The sequence below is a fragment of the Ensifer sp. GW101-20A05 genome (assembly GCF_059424735.1).
This window is the reverse complement of record NZ_JBWKZT010000006.1, coordinates 46,942-68,694: the sequence shown is the minus strand read 5'-3', so window position 1 is coordinate 68,694 and position 21,753 is coordinate 46,942. Positions and strand designations below refer to the sequence as shown.

The 21,753-nt window shown below is 62.4% G+C and carries 23 protein-coding genes; 13 read left to right on the top strand and 10 right to left on the bottom strand.

What is annotated here, in order from left to right; all coding sequences use genetic code 11:
* Window positions 1–70 precede the first annotated feature (70 nt).
* Window positions 71–1,123, top strand: a complete 1,053-nt coding sequence (locus AC070A_RS16830; protein ID WP_057254735.1) for an NAD(P)-dependent alcohol dehydrogenase — start codon at window positions 71–73, stop codon at window positions 1,121–1,123.
* Between the two features lie 59 nt (window positions 1,124–1,182).
* Here the strand turns inward: AC070A_RS16830 and AC070A_RS16825 are convergent, their stop codons facing one another.
* Window positions 1,183–1,647 (bottom strand): Lrp/AsnC ligand binding domain-containing protein, encoded by a 465-nt coding sequence (locus AC070A_RS16825; RefSeq protein WP_057254736.1) that lies wholly within the window; start codon window positions 1,645–1,647, stop codon window positions 1,183–1,185.
* 19 nt (window positions 1,648–1,666) lie between these two features.
* Window positions 1,667–2,830, bottom strand: a complete 1,164-nt coding sequence (locus tag AC070A_RS16820) for a M20 aminoacylase family protein (protein WP_057254737.1) — start codon at window positions 2,828–2,830, stop codon at window positions 1,667–1,669.
* A gap of 177 nt (window positions 2,831–3,007) precedes the next feature.
* Between AC070A_RS16820 and AC070A_RS16815 the strand changes: the two genes are divergently transcribed.
* The gene (locus tag AC070A_RS16815) at window positions 3,008–4,093 is read left to right on the top strand and encodes a D-alanyl-D-alanine carboxypeptidase family protein (protein ID WP_057254738.1); all 1,086 of its coding nucleotides are present in this window, start codon (window positions 3,008–3,010) and stop codon (window positions 4,091–4,093) included.
* Window positions 4,094–4,105: 12 nt separating this feature from the next.
* Window positions 4,106–5,257, top strand: a complete 1,152-nt coding sequence (locus AC070A_RS16810; protein WP_057254739.1) for a CobW family GTP-binding protein — start codon at window positions 4,106–4,108, stop codon at window positions 5,255–5,257.
* 45 nt (window positions 5,258–5,302) lie between these two features.
* On the opposite strand, the gene AC070A_RS16805 is transcribed toward AC070A_RS16810, so the two are convergent.
* The 5 genes from AC070A_RS16805 to AC070A_RS16785 all read right to left on the bottom strand — a co-directional run bounded on the left by AC070A_RS16805 (window position 5,303) and on the right by AC070A_RS16785 (window position 9,366).
* Window positions 5,303–5,539, bottom strand: coding sequence for a sulfurtransferase TusA family protein (locus tag AC070A_RS16805; protein ID WP_057254740.1), 237 nt, complete (start codon window positions 5,537–5,539; stop codon window positions 5,303–5,305).
* The gene (locus AC070A_RS16800) at window positions 5,539–6,978 is read right to left on the bottom strand and encodes a L,D-transpeptidase family protein (protein WP_113479393.1); all 1,440 of its coding nucleotides are present in this window, start codon (window positions 6,976–6,978) and stop codon (window positions 5,539–5,541) included. The genes AC070A_RS16805 and AC070A_RS16800 overlap by 1 nt, the downstream gene beginning before the upstream one ends.
* A gap of 267 nt (window positions 6,979–7,245) precedes the next feature.
* Window positions 7,246–8,199, bottom strand: coding sequence for an acetyl-CoA carboxylase carboxyltransferase subunit alpha (locus AC070A_RS16795; protein ID WP_113479392.1), 954 nt, complete (start codon window positions 8,197–8,199; stop codon window positions 7,246–7,248).
* A gap of 64 nt (window positions 8,200–8,263) precedes the next feature.
* On the bottom strand, window positions 8,264–9,220 hold the full coding sequence (gene xerD, locus AC070A_RS16790; protein WP_057254743.1) for a site-specific tyrosine recombinase XerD: 957 nt from the start codon (window positions 9,218–9,220) through the stop codon (window positions 8,264–8,266).
* The gene (locus AC070A_RS16785) at window positions 9,217–9,366 is read right to left on the bottom strand and encodes a hypothetical protein (protein WP_093233937.1); all 150 of its coding nucleotides are present in this window, start codon (window positions 9,364–9,366) and stop codon (window positions 9,217–9,219) included. Before AC070A_RS16785 ends, xerD begins: the two co-directional genes overlap by 4 nt.
* A gap of 235 nt (window positions 9,367–9,601) precedes the next feature.
* Between AC070A_RS16785 and AC070A_RS16780 the strand changes: the two genes are divergently transcribed.
* The 3 genes from AC070A_RS16780 to AC070A_RS16770 are packed head-to-tail and all read left to right on the top strand — an operon-like array spanning window position 9,602 to window position 12,625.
* Window positions 9,602–10,192: a shikimate kinase gene (locus AC070A_RS16780; RefSeq protein WP_057254744.1), complete on the top strand. Its 591-nt coding sequence runs from the start codon at window positions 9,602–9,604 to the stop codon at window positions 10,190–10,192.
* Window positions 10,185–11,318: a 3-dehydroquinate synthase gene (aroB, locus tag AC070A_RS16775; protein ID WP_113479391.1), complete on the top strand. Its 1,134-nt coding sequence runs from the start codon at window positions 10,185–10,187 to the stop codon at window positions 11,316–11,318. The genes AC070A_RS16780 and aroB overlap by 8 nt, the downstream gene beginning before the upstream one ends.
* Entirely contained in the window at window positions 11,315–12,625 is a 1,311-nt protein-coding gene (locus AC070A_RS16770; RefSeq protein ID WP_057254746.1) for an HlyC/CorC family transporter, read from the top strand. The genes aroB and AC070A_RS16770 overlap by 4 nt, the downstream gene beginning before the upstream one ends.
* Before the next feature lie 3 nt (window positions 12,626–12,628).
* Here the strand turns inward: AC070A_RS16770 and AC070A_RS16765 are convergent, their stop codons facing one another.
* Window positions 12,629–12,910: a BolA family protein gene (locus tag AC070A_RS16765; protein ID WP_057254747.1), complete on the bottom strand. Its 282-nt coding sequence runs from the start codon at window positions 12,908–12,910 to the stop codon at window positions 12,629–12,631.
* Between the two features lie 148 nt (window positions 12,911–13,058).
* On the opposite strand from AC070A_RS16765, the gene AC070A_RS16760 reads away from it, so the two are divergent.
* From AC070A_RS16760 to AC070A_RS16740, 5 genes are all read left to right on the top strand, one after another.
* The gene (locus AC070A_RS16760; protein WP_057254748.1) at window positions 13,059–13,688 is read left to right on the top strand and encodes a J domain-containing protein; all 630 of its coding nucleotides are present in this window, start codon (window positions 13,059–13,061) and stop codon (window positions 13,686–13,688) included.
* A 74-nt stretch (window positions 13,689–13,762) separates the two neighbouring features.
* Complete coding sequence (gene cobS, locus AC070A_RS16755) at window positions 13,763–14,758, top strand: cobaltochelatase subunit CobS (RefSeq protein WP_057254839.1); 996 nt, start codon at window positions 13,763–13,765, stop codon at window positions 14,756–14,758.
* A 3-nt stretch (window positions 14,759–14,761) separates the two neighbouring features.
* Complete coding sequence (locus tag AC070A_RS16750; RefSeq protein ID WP_057254749.1) at window positions 14,762–15,202, top strand: GNAT family N-acetyltransferase; 441 nt, start codon at window positions 14,762–14,764, stop codon at window positions 15,200–15,202.
* Window positions 15,199–17,094: a cobaltochelatase subunit CobT gene (cobT, locus tag AC070A_RS16745; RefSeq protein WP_113479390.1), complete on the top strand. Its 1,896-nt coding sequence runs from the start codon at window positions 15,199–15,201 to the stop codon at window positions 17,092–17,094. The genes AC070A_RS16750 and cobT overlap by 4 nt, the downstream gene beginning before the upstream one ends.
* A 202-nt stretch (window positions 17,095–17,296) precedes the next feature.
* Entirely contained in the window at window positions 17,297–18,301 is a 1,005-nt protein-coding gene (locus AC070A_RS16740) for an esterase-like activity of phytase family protein (RefSeq protein WP_113479389.1), read from the top strand.
* A 214-nt stretch (window positions 18,302–18,515) separates the two neighbouring features.
* Here the strand turns inward: AC070A_RS16740 and AC070A_RS16735 are convergent, their stop codons facing one another.
* Window positions 18,516–19,160 carry a queuosine precursor transporter gene (locus tag AC070A_RS16735; protein ID WP_113479388.1) on the bottom strand — a complete coding sequence of 215 codons (645 nt, stop codon included), beginning with the start codon at window positions 19,158–19,160 and terminating at the stop codon, window positions 18,516–18,518.
* Between the two features lie 153 nt (window positions 19,161–19,313).
* Entirely contained in the window at window positions 19,314–19,604 is a 291-nt protein-coding gene (gene rpmB, locus AC070A_RS16730; RefSeq protein WP_034806568.1) for a 50S ribosomal protein L28, read from the bottom strand.
* A gap of 379 nt (window positions 19,605–19,983) precedes the next feature.
* Here rpmB and AC070A_RS16725 point away from each other — a divergent pair, with 379 nt between their 5' ends.
* Window positions 19,984–20,760 (top strand): DUF3108 domain-containing protein, encoded by a 777-nt coding sequence (locus AC070A_RS16725; protein WP_065375323.1) that lies wholly within the window; start codon window positions 19,984–19,986, stop codon window positions 20,758–20,760.
* 96 nt (window positions 20,761–20,856) lie between these two features.
* A complete protein-coding gene (yddG, locus tag AC070A_RS16720; protein WP_112997130.1) occupies window positions 20,857–21,747 on the top strand; it encodes an aromatic amino acid exporter YddG in 891 nt (296 codons plus the stop codon).
* The last annotated feature ends 6 nt before the right edge of the window (window positions 21,748–21,753 follow it).

Below are 21,753 nucleotides of genomic sequence, written 5' to 3'. Positions count from 1 at the left end.
CCATAGTTCGAGGTGCGTCAGGCCGGGTTCCCTCCGGACCTGCACCCTTTCCCAAAATGAGGACAGACTGATGGCCATTGCAAGAGGATATGCGGCGACCGATGCGTCGAAGCCGCTGACGCCCTTCACCTTCGAGCGCCGCGAACCGCGCGACGACGACGTGGTGATCGAGATCAAATATTGCGGCGTCTGCCACTCCGACATCCACCAGGCCCGCAACGAATGGGGCAATTCGGCCTTCCCGATGGTTCCCGGCCACGAGATCGTCGGCATCGTGACGGCGGTTGGCTCCAAGGTCACCAAGTTCAAAGTCGGTGACCGCGCCGGCGTCGGCTGCTTCGTCGATTCCTGCACCACCTGCGCCACGCGCGATGTGGATCTGGAACATTACATGCCCGGTCTGATCGTGACCTATAACGGCGTGGAAGCCGACGGTAAGACGCCGACCCAGGGCGGCTATTCCGACAGTATCGTCGTCAAGGAAGGCTATGTGCTGTCGATCCCGGAGAACCTGCCGCTCGACGCCGCAGCACCGCTGCTTTGCGCCGGCATCACGCTTTATTCGCCGCTGCGCCACTGGAAGGCCGGTCCCGGCAAGAAGGTCGCGATCGTCGGCATGGGCGGCCTCGGCCACATGGGCGTCAAGCTGGCGCACGCCATGGGCGCGGAGGTGACGGTTCTCAGCCAGACGCTTTCCAAGAAGGAAGACGGTCTGAAGCTCGGCGCCGACCACTACTATGCCACCAACGATCCGGAGACCTTCAAGGCACTGGCAGGCACATTCGACCTGATCATCTGCACCGTCGCTGCCGAGATCGACTGGAATGCCTACGTCAACCTTCTGAAGGTCGACGGCGATTTCGTGCTGGTCGGCATTCCTGAGAATGCGGTGCCGGTACACGCCTTCTCGCTGGTGCCCGCCCGCCGGAGCATTTCCGGTTCGATGATCGGCTCGATCAAGGAAACCCAGGAGATGCTCGACTTCTGCGGCGAGCACAATATCGTCTCGGAAATCGAAACGATCCGGATCCAACAGATCAACGAAGCCTATGAACGCGTCGTCAAGAGCGACGTGCGCTATCGCTTCGTCATCGACATGGCGTCGCTGCAGGACGCCGCCTAAACTGAAATGGAACGGCCCGGAATCCGATGGGGTTTCCGGGCCTTCTTTCTGACTGCGGCTCAAACGAGCGGCAGCGGTCCGTCGTTCTTGATCTCTTCCATCACTGCGTAAGTTCGGGTCTCCTTGACGCCCGGAAGCGTCCAGAGCACCTGGCCGAGGAAGTTGCGGTAGGCCGCCATGTCCTCGAACCGCGTCTTGACGAGATAGTCGAAGCCCCCCGCCACCATGTGACATTCGAGCACGGCCGGCGCCTGTTTGACGGCGGCGGCGAACTGGTCGAAGACGTCGGGCGTCGTCTTGTCGAGCATGACCTCGATGAAAACCAGCAGGCCGAAGCCGAGCTTGTGCGGGTCAAGCCGCGCGCCGAAGCCCGAGACGTAGCCTTCCTTCAACAGCCGGCGCAGCCGCTCGCTGGTCGCCGTCGGCGACAGGCCGATGCGATCGGCAAGCTCCAGATTGGTGATGCGCCCATCCGCCTGGAGAATGTTGAGAATTCTACGGTCAATCTTGTCGATCTGATGCATGGTGCCTCCCGCCGATGCCTCAGGCGGCAAGTCGCGTTTCCGCGAGCTTCACCCAGTAGGAGATGCCGTGCGGGATCGCCTCGTCATTGAAATCGTATGCCGGGTGATGCAGCCCGGCGGTCTCGCCGTTACCCATGAACACGAAGGCGCCGGGACGGGCAATCAGCATGTAGGAGAAATCCTCTCCGCCCATCATCGGGTCGAGCGACGGCTTGACGTTGCTTGTCCCGGCGATCTCGGCCGCGGCCCTCAAAGCGTAGCCGGTCTCTTCCGCATGGTTCACGGTCACCGGATAGTTGCGATTGTAGGCGACGTTGACGGTCGCGCCGTATAGGGCCGCCACTCCTTCGGCGATCGTGCGGATGCGGCCCTCGCCGATATCGCGTACCTCGGGCACGAGAGTGCGCACCGTGCCGCCGAGCACGGCTTCTTCCGGGATGACATTGTGGGCGAAGCCGGCGTTGAACTTTGTGACGGAGACGACGACCGAGGCGAGCGGATCGACCGTGCGCGAGGCGATCGTCTGCAGAGCGGTGACAATCTGGGTGCCGACGATGATCGGGTCGATCGTCTTATGCGGCTGGGCCGCATGGCCGCCGCGGCCCTTGATGGTGATGGTGAACTCGTCGGTCGAAGCCATGATGGGGCCGACACGGCTGCCGAAGTGGCCAATGGGCATGCCCGGCATGTTGTGCATGCCATAGACTTCCTCGATGGCAAAACGCTCCATCATGCCGTCCTTGACCATCTCGTTACCGCCGCCGCCGCCTTCTTCGGCCGGCTGGAAGATGACGGCGACACTGCCGGCGAAGTTGCGGGTCTCGGCGAGATATTTGGCCGCGCCGAGAAGCATGGCAGTATGGCCGTCGTGACCGCAGGCATGCATCTTGCCAGACGTTTGCGAAGCCCAGGGCTTGCCGCTCGTCTCGGTAATCGGCAGCGCATCCATGTCGGCGCGCAGGCCGATGGTGCGGCCCGAGCCGAGATTGCCGCGGATCAGGCCGACGACGCCGGTGCGGCCGAGCCCCGTCACGACTTCGTCAACGCCGAACTCCTTGAGTTTCTTTTCGACGAAGGATGCCGTATTTTCAACCGCGAACAGGAGTTCCGGGTTCCTGTGCAGATGGCGCCGCCATTCGGCGACTTCGTTCTGGAGCTCGGCGGCACGGTTGAGTATCGGCATCGGTTCGTCCTGTCGGTCTGTTCGATCACTGTGTATCTGCGGTGGATTGGCAGGGGTGCCCGTGAATGGGCTTTGCCATCTCCTCGCCATATAGGCTAAATAGCCGGACGAGACGAGGCAACAGCGGAATTTCGAGGTTCTATTGTGGTGACAGCAGGATTTTTCACGCGTGGCAAGATGAAGGCGCTGGGAGTGACGGTGGCAACCTGCGCGACGCTTCTTGCAGCGCTGCCGGCTGCGGCCAATCCGCGGCTCGTCGTCGACGTCAATTCGCTGAAGGTCTACGAGCACCAGGACATCTTCCAGAAATGGTATCCGGCTTCGCTGACCAAGCTGATGACGGCCTATACGGCCTTCCGCGCCATCAAGTCGGGGCAGCTCACGCTCGAGAGCCCGGTCATCATGACCAAGAATGCGGCCTCCGAGCCGCCGAGCAAGATGTTCTACAAGCCCGGGCAGGCGATGACGCTCGACAGCGCGCTGAAGATGATGCTGGTCAAGTCCGCGAACGACGTCGCAGTCGCGATCGCCGAGACGGTCGGCGGTTCGGAGCCCGCCTTCATCGAGCGGATGAACGCCGAGGCGCGCCGCATCGGCATGACCTCGTCCAACTTCATCAATCCCAACGGCCTGCCGGGTCCGGGCCAGTATACGACGGCGCGCGACCTTGCGGTGCTGGCGATTACGCTCAAGCGCGAGTTCCCGCAGTATGCCTCCTATTTCTCGCTGGAAGGCTTCACCACCGGCAAGAAGAACTATCCGAACTACAACATGCTGATCGGACGCTTCGAAGGCGCCGATGGCATGAAGACCGGCTTCATCTGCGCCTCCGGTTTCAACCAGGTTTCGTCTGCCACCCGTGACGGGCGTAGCGTCGTCTCTGTCGTACTCGGCGAGGATAGCCTCGGCGCGCGTGCCGACGAATCTGCGCGGCTCATGCAGATGGCGCTGACGACGAGCGGCAATGGCAAACCTTCCCTGGTGCAGATCCCGCCCTATGGCGAGACGCGCGACATGGTGGCCGATGTCAGCAAGCAGATCTGCTCGAAGGCAGCGGCCAAGGTCCGCAGCGAAGGCCGCGACGAGGGCGGCCGCCAGAAGCTGCTCTCGCCCTATATCCACGAAATCAACCGGCCGCTGAATCTCGCCTTCGCCGGTCTTATCGCCGGCAGCGGTGAGAAGGCGCCGAAAGTCGTCGCCGACCAAGCTGGCCAGGGCGACGCCGCCAATGTGCCGATCCCCGTGCCGCGGCCGACCTTCTGATCGGAGTTCATGATGGCTAGTCCCTTGCCGGCGGTGCCGGTCTCCATCCTCACCGGCTTTCTCGGTGCGGGCAAGACAACGTTGCTCAACCGGTTGCTGAAGGATCCCGATCTCTCGGACACGGCCGTCATCATCAACGAATTCGGCGACGTCTCGATCGACCACCTGCTGGTGGAGGCCTCCAGCGACGGGGTTATCGAGCTTTCCGACGGCTGCCTTTGCTGCACGGTGCGTGGCGAACTGGTCGACACGCTCGCCGATCTCATGGACCGGATGCAGACCGGCAAGATCAGGCCGCTGAAGCGCATCGTCATCGAAACGACCGGCCTTGCCGACCCCGCGCCGGTGCTGCAATCGGTGATCGGCAATCCCATCATCGCGCAGAACTTCCGGCTGGACGGCGTCGTCACCGTCGTCGATGCCGTCAACGGCCTGCAGACGATCGCCAACCACGAGGAAGCCCTGAAGCAGATCGCGGTCGCCGACCGCATCGTCGTCAGCAAGACCGGTCTAGCCGATGCTTCCACGCGCGACGCGCTGACGGTTCGTATCCGGGCGCTCAATCCGCGTGCGCCGCTCATCGATGGCGACAGCGACGAGGCGGGACGCTCAGCGCTTTTCGCCTGCGGCCTTTATGATCCATCCTCGAAGATCGCCGATGTCGGCCGCTGGCTGCAGGATGAAGCCCATCACGACCACAACCATCATCACCACGATCATGGTGACCACCATCACGATCATGATCACCACCATGACCACGATCATCATCATGATGTGAACCGGCATGGCGGCGACATCCGCTCGTTCAGCATTGTGCACGACCGGCCGATCGAGCCGATGGCACTCGATATGTTCATCGACCTCCTGCGTTCGGCTCATGGCGAGAAGCTGCTCAGGATGAAGGCAATCGTAGCGGTGGCCGACAGACCGGACCGGCCGCTGGTGTTGCATGGCGTGCAGAATGTCTTCCATACGCCGGAGCGTCTGACGGCATGGCCGGACCCGAACGACCGGCGCACCCGCATGGTGCTGATCACCAAGGGATTGACGGAAGACTTTGTCCGCGACCTGTTCGACGCCTTCACCGGCCAGCCGCGCATCGACCGGCCGGACGCGCAGGCGCTTTCCGACAACCCGCTCTCCGTTCCCGGCATGCGGTTTTAATCATCATTCAGATAGCATTGTGATGCCGCGGCCCGTCGCGGCGTCTCAGGCGCCCTTGCGGATCAGAAACCGGTGGCCGCCGTCGGCAGCAGCGGACTCTTCGAGCGTGTGGCCGTCTTCGTTGCAGAAGTGCGGGATATCGATCACTGCCAGAGGATCGGTCGTCTCGATCTCCAGCAATGCGCCCGGGGCTAGTGAGGACATGCGCTTGCGCGTCTTCAAAACGGGAAGGGGGCATTTAAGCCCCCTGAGGTCGTAGACGATCTTGGTCTCACTCGGCATCAATTGCCCCAGATTTTCCAGAAGGGGCGCTTCTTCGGCGGCTCTTCGGTGAGCACAGGCGTTTCCGCCACCGCCTCGGGGGCAGGTGCCGTTGCAACGGCGGCCGTCTGCTGCTCAGTCGCAGCTGGCGCCGTCGTGCGTGCCTGCTTGGTCGTCTTCGCCGGTTCCTGCGCCTGCGGTGCGACGGCTGCCTGCTGTTCGGGTGTCTGAACGGCCGGAGCGGGTGCTTCTGCCTCCGGCTCGCTCTTCGAGAACAGGCTCCAGAAGGATTTCTTCGCCGGCTGCTCGACGGCTGCCTGCATCACCGGCTGCGGTACGGGGTTGGCGGCTGGAACCGGGACGTGCTTGCCGCCGTCGGTCGCCTTTTCGAGTTCCTTCTTCTGGATCTCGACGGCCTGCTTGGTCTCTTCCGCTTCCTTCTGGTCGGCGAGCTTCTTCTCGAGGTCGCTGGCCTTCATCAGCTTGCCGGCGTCGAAGGAGTTGCCGGTTGGCGCATAGGCGAGTTCGCGGCCGACGCGCTGCTTGGCGACGATCGCCTTGCGCTCGGCTTCGCTCGGCTCGTACCAGACCATGCCGTCATACTTCTTCATGGCCTTGTCGTAGTCGGTCTGGTAGGTCTTCTCGAAGCCTGCCATCGCCACTTGCAGCGCCGGCGGGGTCGACATGGCCGGGCACTGGCCGCTCGGATTGAACGGGTCGGAGGCCTGCTGGTTGAAGACGTACTTCTTCTCGCAGACGTTCACTTCAGGCGGACGCTTGGTGATCTCGAACTGGTCGTAGCCGACCTTCAGCATCTTCCAGAAATCGATGTTCGGGTTGTTGCGATGGCGCGCCATGTTTTCCGCGGTCATGCGGAAGGGGAAGGCCTGGAGCTGAACACTTTCCTGGCCGCCCTTGAAGGAATCCCGGGCGAGGGCGAAGATCTCGATCATCTGCTCGTCGGTCATCGAGTAGCAGCCCGACGACGAGCAGGCGCCGTGGATCATCAGGTGCGTTCCCTGACGGCCGTTCGCCTTGTCGTAGGTGTTGGGATAGCCGGTGTTGATCGCCAGGTAATAATTCGAGTTGGGGTTCATCTGGTGCGGGAAGAGCGGATAGAAGCCCTCCGGCGCCTGACGATCGCCTTCCTTTACCTTCGGGCCCAATTTGCCGGACCAGGCGCAGATCTTATAGGTTTTCAGCAGCTGGAAGCGATTGGCCGTATTGGCCTTCCAGACCTCGAGCGTGCCTTCTTCCTTGAAGATGCGCAGCGAGATCGGGGCCTGCTTCTGCATCCCGAGTTCGGTCATCTTTTTGACCATGGGTCCGGAGACCTGGTACTCGGTTTTGTTCTTGACGGACTTGAGGTCGACCGATGTCGTCGTGTCCAGCGTTTCATTGGTGCAGCCGGCAAGCGCGGCGACGATGGCGGCGGAGGCTACAAGGTTTCTGAAACGCATCAGCAGAGGCCCGTTCAAACCCAACTCGAATAGGAAAGCCCAGGTCCGCGACGGGTGGGCTCTTCAGAGAATCACTAAGCGATTATACTTCACGAATTCTTAACCCTGCAGGGTGGCCCTGCCGATGCGCTGTTCATGACCTCATGAATATGGCCAAGATTTGGCCATACTCCGCTTTGCAGTTGCGAAATCCGCTTGCGCAATCGCGAACCACCAGGACCAGATCGGATAGAGGGCGTGGGATTTCCGCCCGCATCCCGGTCCAGCTTAGAGGTTGCGGCCGATACTGAGGTACTTCTGTCGGCGATCCGTGCGCAACTGGTCGCCATTGCGTCCGGACAATTCCTTCAACGCGTCGGCGATCACGGTTCCGGTGCGGCCGATGACCGCGTTCGGGTCGCGGTGTGCGCCGCCGACCGGCTCCTGAATGATGCCGTCGATGACGCCGAGTGCCTTCAGGTCCTCGGAGGTGATCTTCATGTTGCTGGCGGCTTCCTTGGCGCGGGTGGAATCGCGCCACAGGATCGAGGCAGCGCCTTCCGGCGAGATGACGCTGTAGATCGCATGCTCCAGCATGTAGACGCGGTTGCCGGTAGCGATCGCGATGGCGCCGCCGGAGCCGCCTTCGCCGATGACGACGGTGACGATCGGTACGCGAACATTGAGGCACATCTCAGTGGAGCGGGCGATGGCTTCCGCCTGGCCGCGTTCTTCTGCGCCGACGCCCGGATAGGCACCGGCGGTATCGACCAGCGTGATCAGGGGCAGGCCGAAGCGATCGGCCATTTCCATGACGCGGATCGCCTTGCGGTAGCCTTCAGGACGGGGGCTACCGAAGTTGTGCTTGATGCGCGACTTCGTGTCGTTGCCCTTCTCCTGGCCGAGAACGGCGACCGGCATGCCGCGGAAACGCGCAAGGCCGGCCTGGATGGCATCGTCGTTGGCATAGTTGCGGTCGCCCGCAAGCGGCGTGAACTCGGTGAAGAGCTCGGCGGCGTAATCCAGGAAGTGCGGACGCGAGGGGTGACGGGCGACCTGGGTCTTCTGCCAGGGCGTCAGCTTGGAATAGATCTCGATCATCGCGTCGCGGACGCGCGTCTCCAGGCGTTCGATCTCATCCGAAGTGTTCACGCTCTCGTCTTCGCCGGCGAGCTTCTTCAGTTCGAGAATCTTGCCTTCGAGGTCGGAGATGGGCTTTTCGAAATCGAGATAGTTGTGCATGAGATGCGTTTCCGATCATTTTGCGACAAGGACCAGCGGGCCGAAACCAGCGTGCCCGGCCGTCCTAATCCTGTTTTTTCGCCTGTTTGGCAAGAGGGTGATGGTTTTGCACGAGGTTGTGCAGCCGTTCTTCCAGCACATGTGTATAGATTTGTGTCGTTGAAATGTCCGAATGGCCGAGCAGTTCCTGCACGGCGCGAAGGTCCGCGCCATTGGCGAGCAGGTGGCTGGCGAAGGCGTGCCGCAGCACGTGCGGCGAGATCGTGGCGACCCTTATGCCAGCGCGTGCCGCGAGCGATTTCAGATCGCGCGCAAAAACCTGGCGCGGCAGGAAGCCCTGCTTGCCGGAGGAGGGGAAGAGCCACGGGCTCTCGCGGTTGCCCGCTTCCTCCCTGGCCATTTCCTCGGCGAGCGCCTCGCCATAGGCCCGCATCGCCCGGATTGCCGCTTGCGAGAGCGGCACGAGCCGGTCCTTGTTGCCCTTGCCGCGGATCACGAGGAAGCGGCCGTTCTGCGCCAGCACGCTTGCCGGCAGGGAGACCAGCTCGCTGACGCGCATGCCGGTCGCGTACAGAAGCTCAATCAGCGCATGCATGCGCAACTTCGCAAGGTGGTCCGGACCTCCTGATGCGGCCTCGCTCTCGGCCTGCCCGATCAGCCGCGAGACGTCCTCGACGCTCAGCGTCTTCGGCAGGCTGCGCCCCTTCTTCGGGGCGTCGAGAATGCCTGTCGGATCGTCGCCGCGCATACCCTCGGCGTAGAGGAATTTGTAGAACTGCCGGAGTGCGGAGAGGCGCCGTGCCTGCGAGGAGGGCTTGAAGCCCTGGCCCGAGAGATGGGCGAGGTAGGTGCGAAGATCGTCCGGGGTTGCCGCCGTCAGCCCGGTTCCGAGCGTGCGCAGGTGCGAGGAAGCATCCTCCAGGTCGCGCTCGTAAGATTGCAGCGTGTTGACCGCAGCGCCGCGCTCGGCACTCATCATTTCGAGGAAGGCCTCGACATGGGCGGCAGAGAGGTCGCTCATTGGGGCTTGTTCACCCGCTCGGACGGGATTTTCACGGTCACGTCGCGCTCAACCGGTTCGACAAAGGTGACGAGAGAGACCATCGTGCCGTAGACTAATCCGGCGGCGACGGCACAAAAGAACAGGAACCGGAACAGGGTCGGCATTTCAATCTCCTCTGCATGAAGCGTTCGGTCGAAGCGGACCAAAGGCTATGCATGCAGGCGTTCAAACGGCCATCGTCATCTCGCGTTCGGATGAATGCGCGGCACGAAGGCGGGTGCCAGACCTATATGAACGCCGCTTCGGCCGAGTTCAAGAACCGTGAGCGGACGCGCGCGACGACTTGACGCTACACCCCGATTTGTCGATACCGAAAGGGAATGGGGAATAAGAAGTCCAATGAACGACGTGATCGAACCGGTTTCCGCAACGCTTGCCGAGCGGGCGAAGCTTGTACTCGGTAAACGCAATCTCGTGTTCATCGGTCTCATGGGCGCCGGCAAGTCGGCAATCGGAAGATTGACCGCCCAGGCGCTCGGAATTCCCTTCGTCGATTCCGACCACGAGATCGAACGCGTCTCGCGCATGACGATCAGCGATCTCTTTGCCCGTTACGGCGAGGAGGAGTTCCGCGCGCTGGAAACGCGGGTGCTGAAACGGCTTCTGAGAAGTGGTCCGCGTGTGGTCTCGACTGGCGGCGGCGCCTACATCAACGAGCGCTCGCGCCGACAGATCAGGAAGGGCGGCCTGACGGTCTGGCTCAATGCCGAGCTCGACGTGCTCTGGGAGCGGGTTAACAAGCGCGATACCCGGCCGCTGCTGAAGACCGAAAATCCCAAGCAGACGCTCGAAAACCTGATGAACGCGCGCTACCCGATCTATTCGGAAGCCGACCTGACGGTGCTGTCGCGCGATGTGAAGAAAGAGACGATGGTGGAGGACGTTCTCACCGCCGTTATCGAATACCAGGACAAGAAGAACCATGAATAGCCATGTTGCGCCCGCTGCCGAACGCAAGGTCCGCGTCGACCTCGGCGACCGTTCCTACGATATCCTGATCGGTCCCGGGCTGATTGCCGCCGCCGGCCAGGAGATCGCGGCCCGCCTCAAGGGGCGCAAGATGGCCGTGATCACTGACGAGAACGTAGCGCCGCGCTACCTCGAGCCCCTGATGGCGAGCCTGAAGGAGTGTGACATCGACGCAGTGTCGCTCGTGCTTCCCGCCGGCGAGAAGACCAAGAGCTTCGAGCAACTGATCCCGGTCTGTGAAACCGTGCTTGGCGCCCGGATCGAGCGCAACGATGCGGTGATCGCGCTCGGCGGGGGCGTCATCGGCGATCTTACCGGCTTTGCCGCCGGCATCGTGCGCCGTGGCTCGCGTTTCATCCAGATCCCGACCTCGCTCTTGGCACAGGTCGATTCCTCCGTCGGCGGCAAGACCGGCATCAATTCCCCCCACGGCAAGAACCTGATCGGCGTTTTCCATCAACCGGATCTGGTGCTCGCCGATACCGACGTGCTCGACACGCTGAGCCCACGCGAGTTTCGCGCCGGCTATGCCGAGGTCGCGAAGTATGGGCTGATCGACAAGCCGGACTTCTTCGCCTGGCTCGAAAAGAACTGGCAGGCGGTCTTTGCCGGCGGCGCGGCGCGCATCGAGGCGATCGCGATCAGCTGCCAGGCCAAGGCCGACGTCGTGGCTGCGGACGAGCGCGAGAACGGCTTGCGTGCGCTGCTGAACCTCGGCCATACCTTCGGCCACGCGCTGGAGGCTGCGACCGAGTATGACAGCGCCCGGCTGGTGCATGGCGAGGGCGTTTCGATCGGCATGGTGCTGGCGCATCAGTTCTCGGCACGCATGAACCTTGCGAGCCCGGACGATGCGTCCCGTGTCGAGGCGCATCTGAAGACTGTGGGCTTGCCGACCCGCATGTCGGAAATCCCGGGCACCTTGCCTCCGGCCGAGAGGCTGATGGACGCGATCGCCCAGGACAAGAAGGTCAAGGGCGGCAAGCTCACTTTCATCCTGACGCGCGGCGTCGGACAATCCTTTGTCGCCGATGACGTTCCGGCATCGGAGGTCCTAAGCTTCCTGAGGGAAAAACATCCGCAATGACAGGCGAAGCCTTTATTGCTTTTCTGGCGGAATACTGGCTGTCGATCCTCTCGGTCCTCTGCCTGCTCGTGCTGTCGGCGTTCTTCTCGGGCTCTGAGACGGCGCTGACGGCAGCCTCGCGCTCGCGCATGCACACGCTCGAAAACAACGGCGAGGAGCGTGCCGGCATCGTCAACCGGCTGATCGAACGCCGTGACCGGCTGATCGGCACGCTGCTGATCGGCAACAATCTCGTCAACATTCTCGCGTCGTCGCTGACGACGAGCCTTTTGATCGGTCTCTTCGGCGATTCCGGCGTCGCCATCGCGACGCTCGCCATGACCGTGCTGCTCGTTATTTTCTCGGAAGTGCTGCCGAAGAGCTGGGCGATCGCTTCGCCAGACCGCTTCGCGATTGCCGTTGCGCCGCTCGTCCGCCCCTTCGTCGCGGTCGTCGGGCCGGTCTCCAGCCTCGTCAACGGCATCGTCCGGCGCCTGCTCAATCTCTTCGGCGTCAATCTTGCCGCCGATATGTCGATGCTTTCGGCGCATGAGGAACTGCGCGGCGCAGTGGACTTCTTGCACCGAGAGGGTTCGGTGATCAAGGCCGACCGCGACCGGCTGGGCGGCGTGCTCGATCTCGGCGAACTCGAAGTCTCCGACATCATGATCCACCGCACCGCCATGCGGGCGATCAATGCCGACGAGCCGCCGGAGACCTGCGTTCGTGACATCCTCGAAAGCCCGTTCACGCGACTGCCGCTCTGGCGCGGTTCGACCGACAACATCATCGGCCTCGTGCACTCCAAGGATCTGTTGCGGGCGTTAGCGGAGCCCAATGTCGAGCCGGAGAACCTCGATATCGTCAAGATCGCGCAGAAGCCCTGGTTCGTGCCGGACACCACCAACCTCAAGGACCAGCTCAACGCTTTCCTGCGCCGCAAGCTGCATCTGGCGATCGTCGTTGACGAATACGGCCAGGTTCAGGGCCTGGTGACGCTGGAAGACATCCTGGAGGAGATTGTCGGCGATATTGCCGACGAGCACGACCTCGACATTCAGGGTGTGCGCCAGGAGGCCGATGGTTCGATCGTCGTTGACGGCTCGGTACCGATCCGCGACCTCAATCGCGCGCTCGACTGGTCGCTGCCGGACGAAGAAGCGACGACGGTGGCGGGGCTCGTCATCCACGAATCCAAGAGCATCCCGGAGGAGCGCCAGGCCTTCACCTTCCACGGCAAGCGCTTCATCGTGATGAAACGGGTGAAGAACCGGATCACCAAGCTGCGCATCCGCCCGGCGGAAGACGGTGCCGCTCCGACGTCTTGATTGCTACCAGCGGGTCGCTTCGCCGGGAGCCGCGGGCTCTACGGCAAGCGCGTGCAGGCCGGCATCGAGTTCCGGTTTCAGGAGATCATTGATGGCGCGGTGACGGGCGACGCGGCTCATGCCAGTAAAGGCGCTGGAAACGATGCGCACCCGCAGGTGGGTTTCGCCGCCGCCATCGAAACCCGGCTGATGACCGGCATGCATGTGGCTCTCGTTGATGACCGCCAATCTCTCAGGATGGAAGGCCTCGATCAGCTTCTTTTCGATCGTGTCCGTGAGCGACATTCTTCCGTCCCATTTCCTTGGTTGCTTGACGCCCCCTCGCGGATCTGCAGTACCCGGTAATCGCTGGCTTGGCGGCGCAAAATGCCCGCACAAAGCCAGCAACATTCCGTTTTGTCAATTCTTGTTGTGGCCCCAGCCAAGCCCCATAATGAGCACCATGAGACTCGATTCAAAATACTTCGATCGCATTCGCACCCGGCGCAAGGTTGAGCCCCGGGCGGAGCCGGCTGCGCCCGTCTGTCAGTGGGACGGCTGCGATCAGAAGGGCGTGCATAAAGCGCCCGTCGGCCGCAATGCCGAGGGCCAGTACTTCATGTTCTGCTTCGAACATGTGAAGGAATACAACAAGGGCTACAATTACTTCTCCGGCCTTTCCGACAGCGAGGTCGCCCGCTACCAGAAGGAAGCGGTGACCGGCCACCGGCCGACCTGGACCGTCGGCGTCAACAAGAATGCCAAGAACGGTCCGACGCAGTCGCAGACGCGGTCGGGCTCGGCCGGCGCCCAGGCCCGGATGCGCGACCCCTTCGGTTTCGTCAGCGAAGCGCGCGCCCGTCGCCCGGAGCCGCGCCAGCGCAAGTTGAAGACGCTCGAGGCAAAGGCGTTCGAAACACTCGGCCTCGGGGCCTCGGCCACTGCTGCCGATATCAAGGCTGCCTACAAGGATCTCGTCAAGAAGCATCACCCCGATGCCAATGGCGGAGATAGGGGATCCGAAGAGCGTTTTCGCGCGGTTATTCAAGCCTACCAATTGTTAAAACAGGCTGGTTTCTGCTAACAACGCGGATTATTACAGAAGCACTTTTGCAGGCGAATGCGCGGGTGCCGTCCGGTGGCCGCTCTGGAGACATGATGAGCAAGATTGACCTCGACATTTCCAACCTCCCCGATACGACGATCTCGGTCCGGGAGGTTTTCGGCATTGATACGGATTTGCGCGTTCCTGCCTATTCGAAGGGCGACGCCTATGTGCCGGACCTCGACCCGGATTACCTCTTCGATCGCGAAACCACGCTCGCTATTCTCGCAGGCTTCGCCCACAACCGACGCGTGATGGTCTCGGGCTATCACGGTACCGGTAAGTCCACCCATATCGAGCAGGTCGCTGCCCGCCTCAACTGGCCGTGCGTGCGCGTCAACCTCGATAGCCATGTCAGCCGTATCGATCTCGTCGGCAAGGACGCGATCGTCGTCAAGGACGGCCTGCAGGTCACCGAGTTCAAGGACGGCATCCTGCCCTGGGCCTACCAGCACAATGTCGCGCTCGTCTTCGACGAATACGATGCCGGCCGTCCGGACGTCATGTTCGTCATCCAGCGGGTTCTCGAATCCTCCGGCCGCCTGACGCTGCTCGACCAGAGCCGCGTCATCCGTCCCCACCCGGCCTTCCGCCTGTTTGCGACCGCCAACACCATCGGCCTCGGCGACACCACCGGACTCTACCACGGCACGCAGCAGATCAACCAGGCGCAGATGGACCGTTGGTCGATCGTCACGACGCTGAACTACCTGGCGCATGACAAGGAAGTCGACATCGTCGCCGCCAAGGTGAAGGGCTTCACCGCCGACAAGGGCCGCGAGACCGTTTCCAAGATGGTGCGTGTTGCCGACCTCACGCGCGCAGCCTTCATCAACGGCGACCTGTCGACCGTCATGAGCCCGCGTACGGTCATCACCTGGGCCGAGAACGCCTATATCTTCGGCGACATCGCCTTTGCCTTCCGCGTGACCTTCCTCAACAAGTGCGACGAGCTGGAGCGGGCGCTGGTCGCCGAGCACTACCAGCGCGCCTTCGGGATCGAGCTCAAGGAAAGCGCTGCCAACATCGTGCTGGAAGCCACCGCCTGAGCCATGGCGGAGGCGGAGGGCGCACGGGCGCTTCGCTTCGTTGAGGAGAAGAGCGTCGCGAAGACCGCCAACGCGGTCTTCAAGGGCCTCAAGGCCTTCAACCTCGAAAAGGCGGGAAGCGCCAAATACAAGCGCTTCGCCATTTCGGTGCGTAACGACGGCGACGAGATCGTAGGCGGCATCGTCGCCTACACGGCGTGGAACTGGTGCTTCATCGAACTGCTCTGGGTAGACGAGGCGCTGAGAGGGTCGGGCAGCGGGCGTGAGCTCGTTGCGCGTGTCGAAGCGGTCGCCGCAAGCCGCGGCGCCCGCTACATCTATGTCGACACATTCAGTTTCCAGGGCGACGGCTTCTATCAGAAGCTGGGTTATGACGTTTATGGCAAACTCGATGATTTCCCGCCGGGATTTCACCGCATCTGGCTGAAGAAGGAACTCTCGTGAGCTCGAACTCGAAGGCAAAGCCAACCACGCGCGAGAATGCTGCCGAACCGTTCAAGCGGGCGCTTTCCGGCTGCATCCGATCGATCGCGGGCGATGCCGAGGTGGAAGTCGCCTTCGCCAATGAGCGGCCGGGCATGACCGGCGAGCGCATTCGTCTGCCCGAGCTTTCCAAGCGCCCGACGCTGCAGGAACTCAGCGTCACCCGCGGGCTGGGTGACAGCATGGCGCTGCGCAAGGCCTGTCATGACGCGCGCATCCACGCGACGATGTCGCCGCAAGGGGCCGACGCTCGCACGATTTTCGACGCGGTGGAGCAGGCGCGTGTCGAGGCGATCGGTGCGCTCAGCATGGCGGGCGTCGCCAAGAACCTGAACGTCATGCTCGAAGAGAAATACGCCAAGGCGAATTTCGCAACGATCGAGCGGCAGGCCGACGCGCCGCTCGGCGAAGCCGTGGCGCTTCTGGTGCGCGAGAAGCTGACCGGCGAGAAGCCGCCGGCCTCCGCCGGTAAGGTACTCGACCTCTGGCGCGAGTTCATCGAAGGCAAGGCTGCGGGCGACATCCAGAACCTGTCGTCGACGATCAATGACCAGCAGGCCTTTGCCCGGGTCGTGCGCGACATGCTGACCTCGATGGAGGTCGCCGAGAAATATGGCGACGACGACGTCGAGCCGGACGAGCAGGAGAGCGAGACCGACGAAGACCAGCCGCGCAGCCAGGAGCAGGACGAAAACGCCAGCGACGAGGAAGCCGGCGACGACGCCGCCCCCGCCGATGAAAACCAGGCTGCCGAAGAGCAGATGGAAGAAGGCGAGATGGACGGCGCGGAGATTTCCGACGACGATCTTCAGGACGAGGGCGACGAGGACAGCGAGACGCCGGGCGAGGTCAAGCGCCCGAACCAGCCCTTTGCCGACTTCAACGAGAAGGTCGACTACGCCGTCTTCACCCGCGAGTTCGATGAGACGATCGCTTCGGAAGAGCTGTGCGACGAGGCCGAGCTCGACCGGTTGCGCGCCTTCCTCGACAAGCAGCTTTCCCATCTCCAGGGTGCTGTGGGTCGCCTTGCCAACCGCCTGCAGCGCCGCCTGATGGCGCAGCAGAACCGCTCCTGGGAATTCGACCTCGAAGAGGGTTACCTCGACACGGCGCGCCTGCAGCGCATCATCATCGACCCGATGCAGCCGCTTTCCTTCAAGCGAGAGAAGGACACCAACTTCCGCGACACGGTAGTGACGCTGCTGATCGACAACTCCGGCTCGATGCGTGGCCGCCCGATCACCGTTGCCGCCACTTGCGCCGACATCCTGGCGCGCACGCTGGAACGCTGCGGCGTCAAGGTCGAGATCCTCGGCTTCACCACCAAGGCGTGGAAGGGCGGACAGTCGCGCGAAAAGTGGCTTGCCGGCGGCAAGCCGCAGGCGCCGGGCCGGCTCAACGATCTGCGCCACATCATCTACAAGTCCGCCGATGCGCCCTGGCGCCGGGCGCGCCGCAATCTCGGCCTGATGATGCGCGAAGGCCTGCTGAAAGAAAACATCGACGGCGAGGCGCTGATGTGGGCGCACGAGCGACTGATGGCACGGCGCGAGCAGCGCCGCATCCTGATGATGATCTCCGACGGTGCGCCGGTCGACGATTCGACGCTGTCGGTCAATCCCGGAAACTATCTGGAACGGCATCTGCGCGCGGTCATCGAGCAGATCGAAACGCGCTCGCCTGTCGAGCTTCTGGCGATCGGTATCGGTCACGACGTGACGCGCTACTACCGTCGTGCCGTGACCATTGTCGACGCCGACGAGCTTGCCGGTGCGATGACCGAGCAGCTGGCCGCGCTCTTCGAGGATGAAAGCAAGCGCCGCGGTTCCTCGCGTCTTCGTCGCGCCGGATAATTTGTTTCGTTCGGAGGTGGTGTTTGCCGCTTCCGAACGCCAATCGGCGACAGCCCGTTCCGGCCTTGAGCCGAAGTCAATTTACGGACAAAATTTTACAGTCTACCAAGCTGCAGCGATGATCTCAGTGCGCCGTGGCAGGTGTCTCTCGTCGTCGTACTCCGTTTCATTCCTGATGTTCTTCCCCTGAAGGTACTTCCCCATGCTCGGTCGCGGACTTCTAGCCCTCCTGCTTTTCGCGTCGACCGGCTCGGCATGGGCCGCCTCGAGCGGCGAAACTCTGCCGATCCGCAGTCGTCAGATCAGCAGTTTCGCGGTTGGATCGAGCGCCACCCAGTTCGGCGCGCTGGAGTTCGTTGGCGGACTGGAAATGACCTCTGCGAATTCCCTGTTCGGCGCCGTGTCGGCAATCCGTTTTCGACCGGATGGCACTTCCTTCATCGCGATCATGGACACCGGACACTGGCTCGAAGGCGCCGTGACCCGTGATGCGGACGGCCGGCTTTCCGGTCTTACGGACCTTACCGCCACGCCGATGGCCGACCGCAACGGCGACGTCGGGCTGGCGAAGTGGAAGGTGGATTCGGAAGGATTGGCGCTGCGGTCGGGGCAGGTGGTCGTCAGCTACGAGCAGGCACACCGCATCGACATCTACCCGGACCCGGGCTTTGCTGCATCGACGCCGATCGGGAGCCTGGCGTTGCCGTTCCCGATCAAGGAATTGCGCAACAATGGCGGCATCGAGACCATCGCAGTGGCGCCAAAGGACGGCCCCCTGGCTGGCGCGACGATCGCCGTTGCGGAGCGCAGCGTCGACAGGGCGGATAACCTGCTGGCGGGCATTCTCGACGGGCCGCAGCGTGGCGCGTTTGCCGTCGTGCGCAAGGATCCCTATGCGGTAACCGACGGCGCGTTCCTGCCGAACGGCGACCTGCTGCTCCTGGAGCGGCGCTTCTCGTTCGGTTCGGGCCTCGGTATGCAGATCCGGCGTATTGCCGGCGACACGATCAAGCCCGGCGCCGTGGTCGATGGCGAAGTCATCTTCGAAGCCGACATGCGCCACCAGATCGACAATATGGAAGGGCTCGACGTCGTCGTACGGCCGGACGGCGAAGTTCGTGTCATCGTCGTTTCGGATGACAACCACTCCATCCTCGAGCGCAATCTGATGCTGGAGTTCCGCCTCACGACCGCGGTGACGCAGTAGGCAATGCTTGTTTCGCCCAAGGGGCGAGTGATCCAAGCTCTGAAACGACAGAGCCGATGGTTGCGGCCGTTTGACCGCAATCATCGGCTCGATCCTTTTCGGTAGGCCATGTTTAGATCATTTCATTGTTTAATCGAAACACTGAAATGATCTAAGTCTTTGAAATTACGCAATTCCAGACGGAAAACCGTTTCACACTTTTCCTGGAACTGCTCTAGGCGGATGCCTTGGCTTCCGCTGCCGGCATCGGCTTGACGACGCTCATCAGCGCGCCATAGGGCAGCAGCAGGACGAGGCCGCAGAGGATCTTGACGCTCAAGTCACCGATCGCCCAGGAGATCCAGCGCGGTGCTTCGGCCGTGAGCACGCCGAGCAGGGGCGCGGTTTCCAGCGCGAAGCTGTCGTTCGGTCCGAAGAACACGAAGAACGGGGCAAAGGCGAAGGAGAAGAACATCGCGGTGTCGAGCGCCGAGCCGATCAGCGAACCTGCGAGCGGCGCATGCCACCAGCTCTGACGGCGCAGGCGGTTGAACACCGAGATGTCGAGAAGCTGGCCGAACAGGAAGGCAGAGCCCGAGGCAATCGCGATCCGCGGCGTGGCGGCGACGAAGGAGAGCAGGATGGCGACGATGAAGCCTGCGACCACCACGCGGCGCGCGATGCGCGGCCCGAACTGTCGGTTGGTGAGATCCGTCACCAGGAAAGCGAAGGGATAGCTGAAGGCGCCCCAGGTGAGAAGATCGCCAAGCTGCATGCCGGCAATCGAGCCCGGCAGCGGGTACTGTACGAGGATGTTCGAAGCCACGACCACGAGGGTCATGAGCGCGATATAGACGAAGAAAGTGCGGTTGATCAGCATTTTTTTATCCTGGGAGATGCCACCAGCTAGAGGGATGAAAGCCGGATCGAGCATCCGGCCGATGAAGGCAGAAACACGCGCACGAGAAAAAGGCTTGCTGGATGAACCCGCAAGCCTTTTAAACGCGTGTCAAAGACAGGACGCTGGCGCCGATTAGGCGGCTTCAGCAACCTTCTTGACGATCTGGCGGCGCAGCAGGCGAGCGCGCATGCTCAGCTCGTTCTCGTCCGACTTCAGCAGGAAGGCGTCGAGGCCGCCACGGTGTTCAACCGAGCGGAGAGCTGCAGCGGAAACGCGCAGACGGTAGCGCTGGCCGAGAGCATCGGAAATCAGCGTGACGTTGCACAGGTTCGGCAGGAACCGGCGCTTGGTCTTGTTGTTGGCGTGGCTTACATTGTTGCCCGACTGGACGCCCTTGCCGGTCAATTCGCAACTACGGGACATGGTACACCTATTCTCTTTATCGCCGCCGGACAATGCGGTAGCGGGCCCAGAGCCCAGGCCGCGTTCCTAGGCCATTATTGGAAAGTCGCGGTTCTATAGTCAGAGACGGCCCGCCCGTCAAGCCAAACCTCTTGCATTCTCGGAAAACCCGCGGTTTTTCCCGTCCGTTCTTCAGATGTGAGGCGTAGTTCTCGCAAGAATAATGCCTTGCGAGACCCATTCCAAGCGGTTTTGCTATGCGTTATTTCTTGCATGAGGACGGGTGGCGGCCACGGGGCCGGCCCGACGGCCGGCTGCAGCGTACTGGGCGTAGAAAAGCCGCAAAGAGCCTGCATTTCAGGGTATTGCGGCGATATTCGAGCGATGGATTTTTAAGGGCATGAAGTTGCGAAATGGCTTTCGCGTGGCGGCGCTGCTGTCCGCGGTCTCGTTTTCCACAGCATCGTCGGCCGCCGATGTCGAACATCTGACGGATTACAGCATCTCGCTCGCCGGTTTGCCAGTTGCGCGGGCTTCGTTCCACACGGAACTGGAAAAGAATCATTATACGATCTCAGGGACGCTCAAGTCGGCCGGGCTGCTCGACATCCTGAGCCGGACCTCGGGCCAGACGCAGGTTTCGGGTGTGATCGGCAGGGATTACCTGCGCGCCTCGCACTATTCGATGTCCTATCGCAGTGGATCGAAGAGCAGGGCGATCAACGTCACCTATCGCAACGGCAATGTGGTGCAAGCCAGCATGACGCCGAAGCGGACGCCCTTGCCGAAGAACTGGGTGCCCGTCACCTCACGCGACATGCGCAACGTGCTCGACCCGCTTTCCGGTCTGATCATTCCCGCGGATGCGCGCGTGTGCCCCAACACGCTGCCGATCTTCGACGGCGAGTCGCGGCTCGACATCAAGCTCTCACCGAAGGGGACCAAGCCTTTCAAGACCAAGGGCTTTGAAGGGGAGGTGATCGTCTGCGGTATCCGTTTCGTGCCGAAGGCCGGCTACAAGAAGGGCCGCGAGGATGTCGAGTATCTGCGTCGTCTGCAGACGATGGAAATCTGGTTTGCCAAGGCGCCCAACGTGAACGTCTACGCCCCCGTCTATGTCCGCATCCCCACCAAGCTCGGACCGGTCACGGTCTCGGCGACACGATTTGGTGGTTGACGCGCGGTCGTGTGCAACTAAAAGGTTAAATACCACGAAGCACGAAGATTTTATCGGCGCAGGTTTCCGTGAGAGAAATCGCGCGAGGGGACGACTATGAAATTCAAGGCAACGCTGATCGGTTTTTCCGCCATTCTGATGTGGTCGCTGCTCGCGCTGTTCACGGCAGCATCCGGCAAGATGCCTCCGTTCCAGCTTTCGGCGATCTGCTTCCTGATCGGCAGCCTGCCCGGCCTGGGGGTGCTGGGGATGAGGCCTGAGCGCCTGGCGCTGCTCAAGCAACCCGCCAAGGTCTGGATCACGGGTATCGCCGGTTTGTTCGGCTATCATTTTCTCTATTTCACGGCCCTGCGCAACGCCCCGGCAGTGGAAGCCGGGTTGATCGCCTATCTCTGGCCGCTGCTGATCGTCGTCGGCTCGGCGCTGCTGCCGGGCGAGCGCTTGCGCTGGTATCATCTCGCCGGCGCACTCGCCGGCCTCGTCGGCACGATCCTGATCGTGGCGCGCAATGGCGTTGCCTTCGACGATGCCTATCTGCTTGGCTACGGCGCCGCCTTTCTCTGCGCCTTCACTTGGTCGGGCTATTCGCTCATCACCCGCCGCTTCGAAGCGGTCTCGACGGATGTCGTGACAGGATTTTGTCTTGCGACCTCGATCCTGTCTTTCGTCTGCCATCTGGCGCTCGAAACGACCGTCTGGCCGGCGACGACCTTCGAGTGGCTGGCGGTCGTCGGCCTCGGGCTGCTGCCGGTCGGAGCGGCGTTCTATGCCTGGGACTTTGGGGTGAAGAACGGCAATATCCAGCTTCTCGGCGTCGCGAGTTATGCGGCGCCGGTGCTTTCGACGCTGATCCTGATCCTGTTCGGTTTTGCCGAGCCGTCCTGGCGCATCGCGCTCGCCTGCCTGTTCGTGACCGGCGGCGCAGTGCTTGCTGCAAAGGACATGATCTTCCGCAATCGTGCGACGGTGGCCCAGCCGGCGGAATAACCGGGC

Excerpts from the sequence above, each read along its gene's own strand:
- AC070A_RS16830 (WP_057254735.1), top strand. The coding sequence starts at position 71 with ATGGCCATTGCAAGAGGATATGCGGCGACCGATGCGTCGAAGCCGCTG.
- AC070A_RS16825 (WP_057254736.1), bottom strand. The coding sequence starts at position 1,647 with ATGCATCAGATCGACAAGATTGACCGTAGAATTCTCAACATTCTCCAG.
- AC070A_RS16820 (WP_057254737.1), bottom strand. The coding sequence starts at position 2,830 with ATGCCGATACTCAACCGTGCCGCCGAGCTCCAGAACGAAGTCGCCGAA.
- AC070A_RS16815 (WP_057254738.1), top strand. The coding sequence starts at position 3,008 with ATGAAGGCGCTGGGAGTGACGGTGGCAACCTGCGCGACGCTTCTTGCA.
- AC070A_RS16810 (WP_057254739.1), top strand. The coding sequence starts at position 4,106 with ATGGCTAGTCCCTTGCCGGCGGTGCCGGTCTCCATCCTCACCGGCTTT.
- AC070A_RS16805 (WP_057254740.1), bottom strand. The coding sequence starts at position 5,539 with ATGCCGAGTGAGACCAAGATCGTCTACGACCTCAGGGGGCTTAAATGC.
- AC070A_RS16800 (WP_113479393.1), bottom strand. The coding sequence starts at position 6,978 with ATGCGTTTCAGAAACCTTGTAGCCTCCGCCGCCATCGTCGCCGCGCTT.
- AC070A_RS16795 (WP_113479392.1), bottom strand. The coding sequence starts at position 8,199 with ATGCACAACTATCTCGATTTCGAAAAGCCCATCTCCGACCTCGAAGGC.
- xerD (WP_057254743.1), bottom strand. The coding sequence starts at position 9,220 with ATGAGCGACCTCTCTGCCGCCCATGTCGAGGCCTTCCTCGAAATGATG.
- AC070A_RS16785 (WP_093233937.1), bottom strand. The coding sequence starts at position 9,366 with ATGCCGACCCTGTTCCGGTTCCTGTTCTTTTGTGCCGTCGCCGCCGGA.
- AC070A_RS16780 (WP_057254744.1), top strand. The coding sequence starts at position 9,602 with ATGAACGACGTGATCGAACCGGTTTCCGCAACGCTTGCCGAGCGGGCG.
- aroB (WP_113479391.1), top strand. The coding sequence starts at position 10,185 with ATGAATAGCCATGTTGCGCCCGCTGCCGAACGCAAGGTCCGCGTCGAC.
- AC070A_RS16770 (WP_057254746.1), top strand. The coding sequence starts at position 11,315 with ATGACAGGCGAAGCCTTTATTGCTTTTCTGGCGGAATACTGGCTGTCG.
- AC070A_RS16765 (WP_057254747.1), bottom strand. The coding sequence starts at position 12,910 with ATGTCGCTCACGGACACGATCGAAAAGAAGCTGATCGAGGCCTTCCAT.
- AC070A_RS16760 (WP_057254748.1), top strand. The coding sequence starts at position 13,059 with ATGAGCACCATGAGACTCGATTCAAAATACTTCGATCGCATTCGCACC.
- cobS (WP_057254839.1), top strand. The coding sequence starts at position 13,763 with ATGAGCAAGATTGACCTCGACATTTCCAACCTCCCCGATACGACGATC.
- AC070A_RS16750 (WP_057254749.1), top strand. The coding sequence starts at position 14,762 with ATGGCGGAGGCGGAGGGCGCACGGGCGCTTCGCTTCGTTGAGGAGAAG.
- AC070A_RS16740 (WP_113479389.1), top strand. The coding sequence starts at position 17,297 with ATGCTCGGTCGCGGACTTCTAGCCCTCCTGCTTTTCGCGTCGACCGGC.
- AC070A_RS16735 (WP_113479388.1), bottom strand. The coding sequence starts at position 19,160 with ATGCTGATCAACCGCACTTTCTTCGTCTATATCGCGCTCATGACCCTC.
- rpmB (WP_034806568.1), bottom strand. The coding sequence starts at position 19,604 with ATGTCCCGTAGTTGCGAATTGACCGGCAAGGGCGTCCAGTCGGGCAAC.
- AC070A_RS16725 (WP_065375323.1), top strand. The coding sequence starts at position 19,984 with ATGAAGTTGCGAAATGGCTTTCGCGTGGCGGCGCTGCTGTCCGCGGTC.
- yddG (WP_112997130.1), top strand. The coding sequence starts at position 20,857 with ATGAAATTCAAGGCAACGCTGATCGGTTTTTCCGCCATTCTGATGTGG.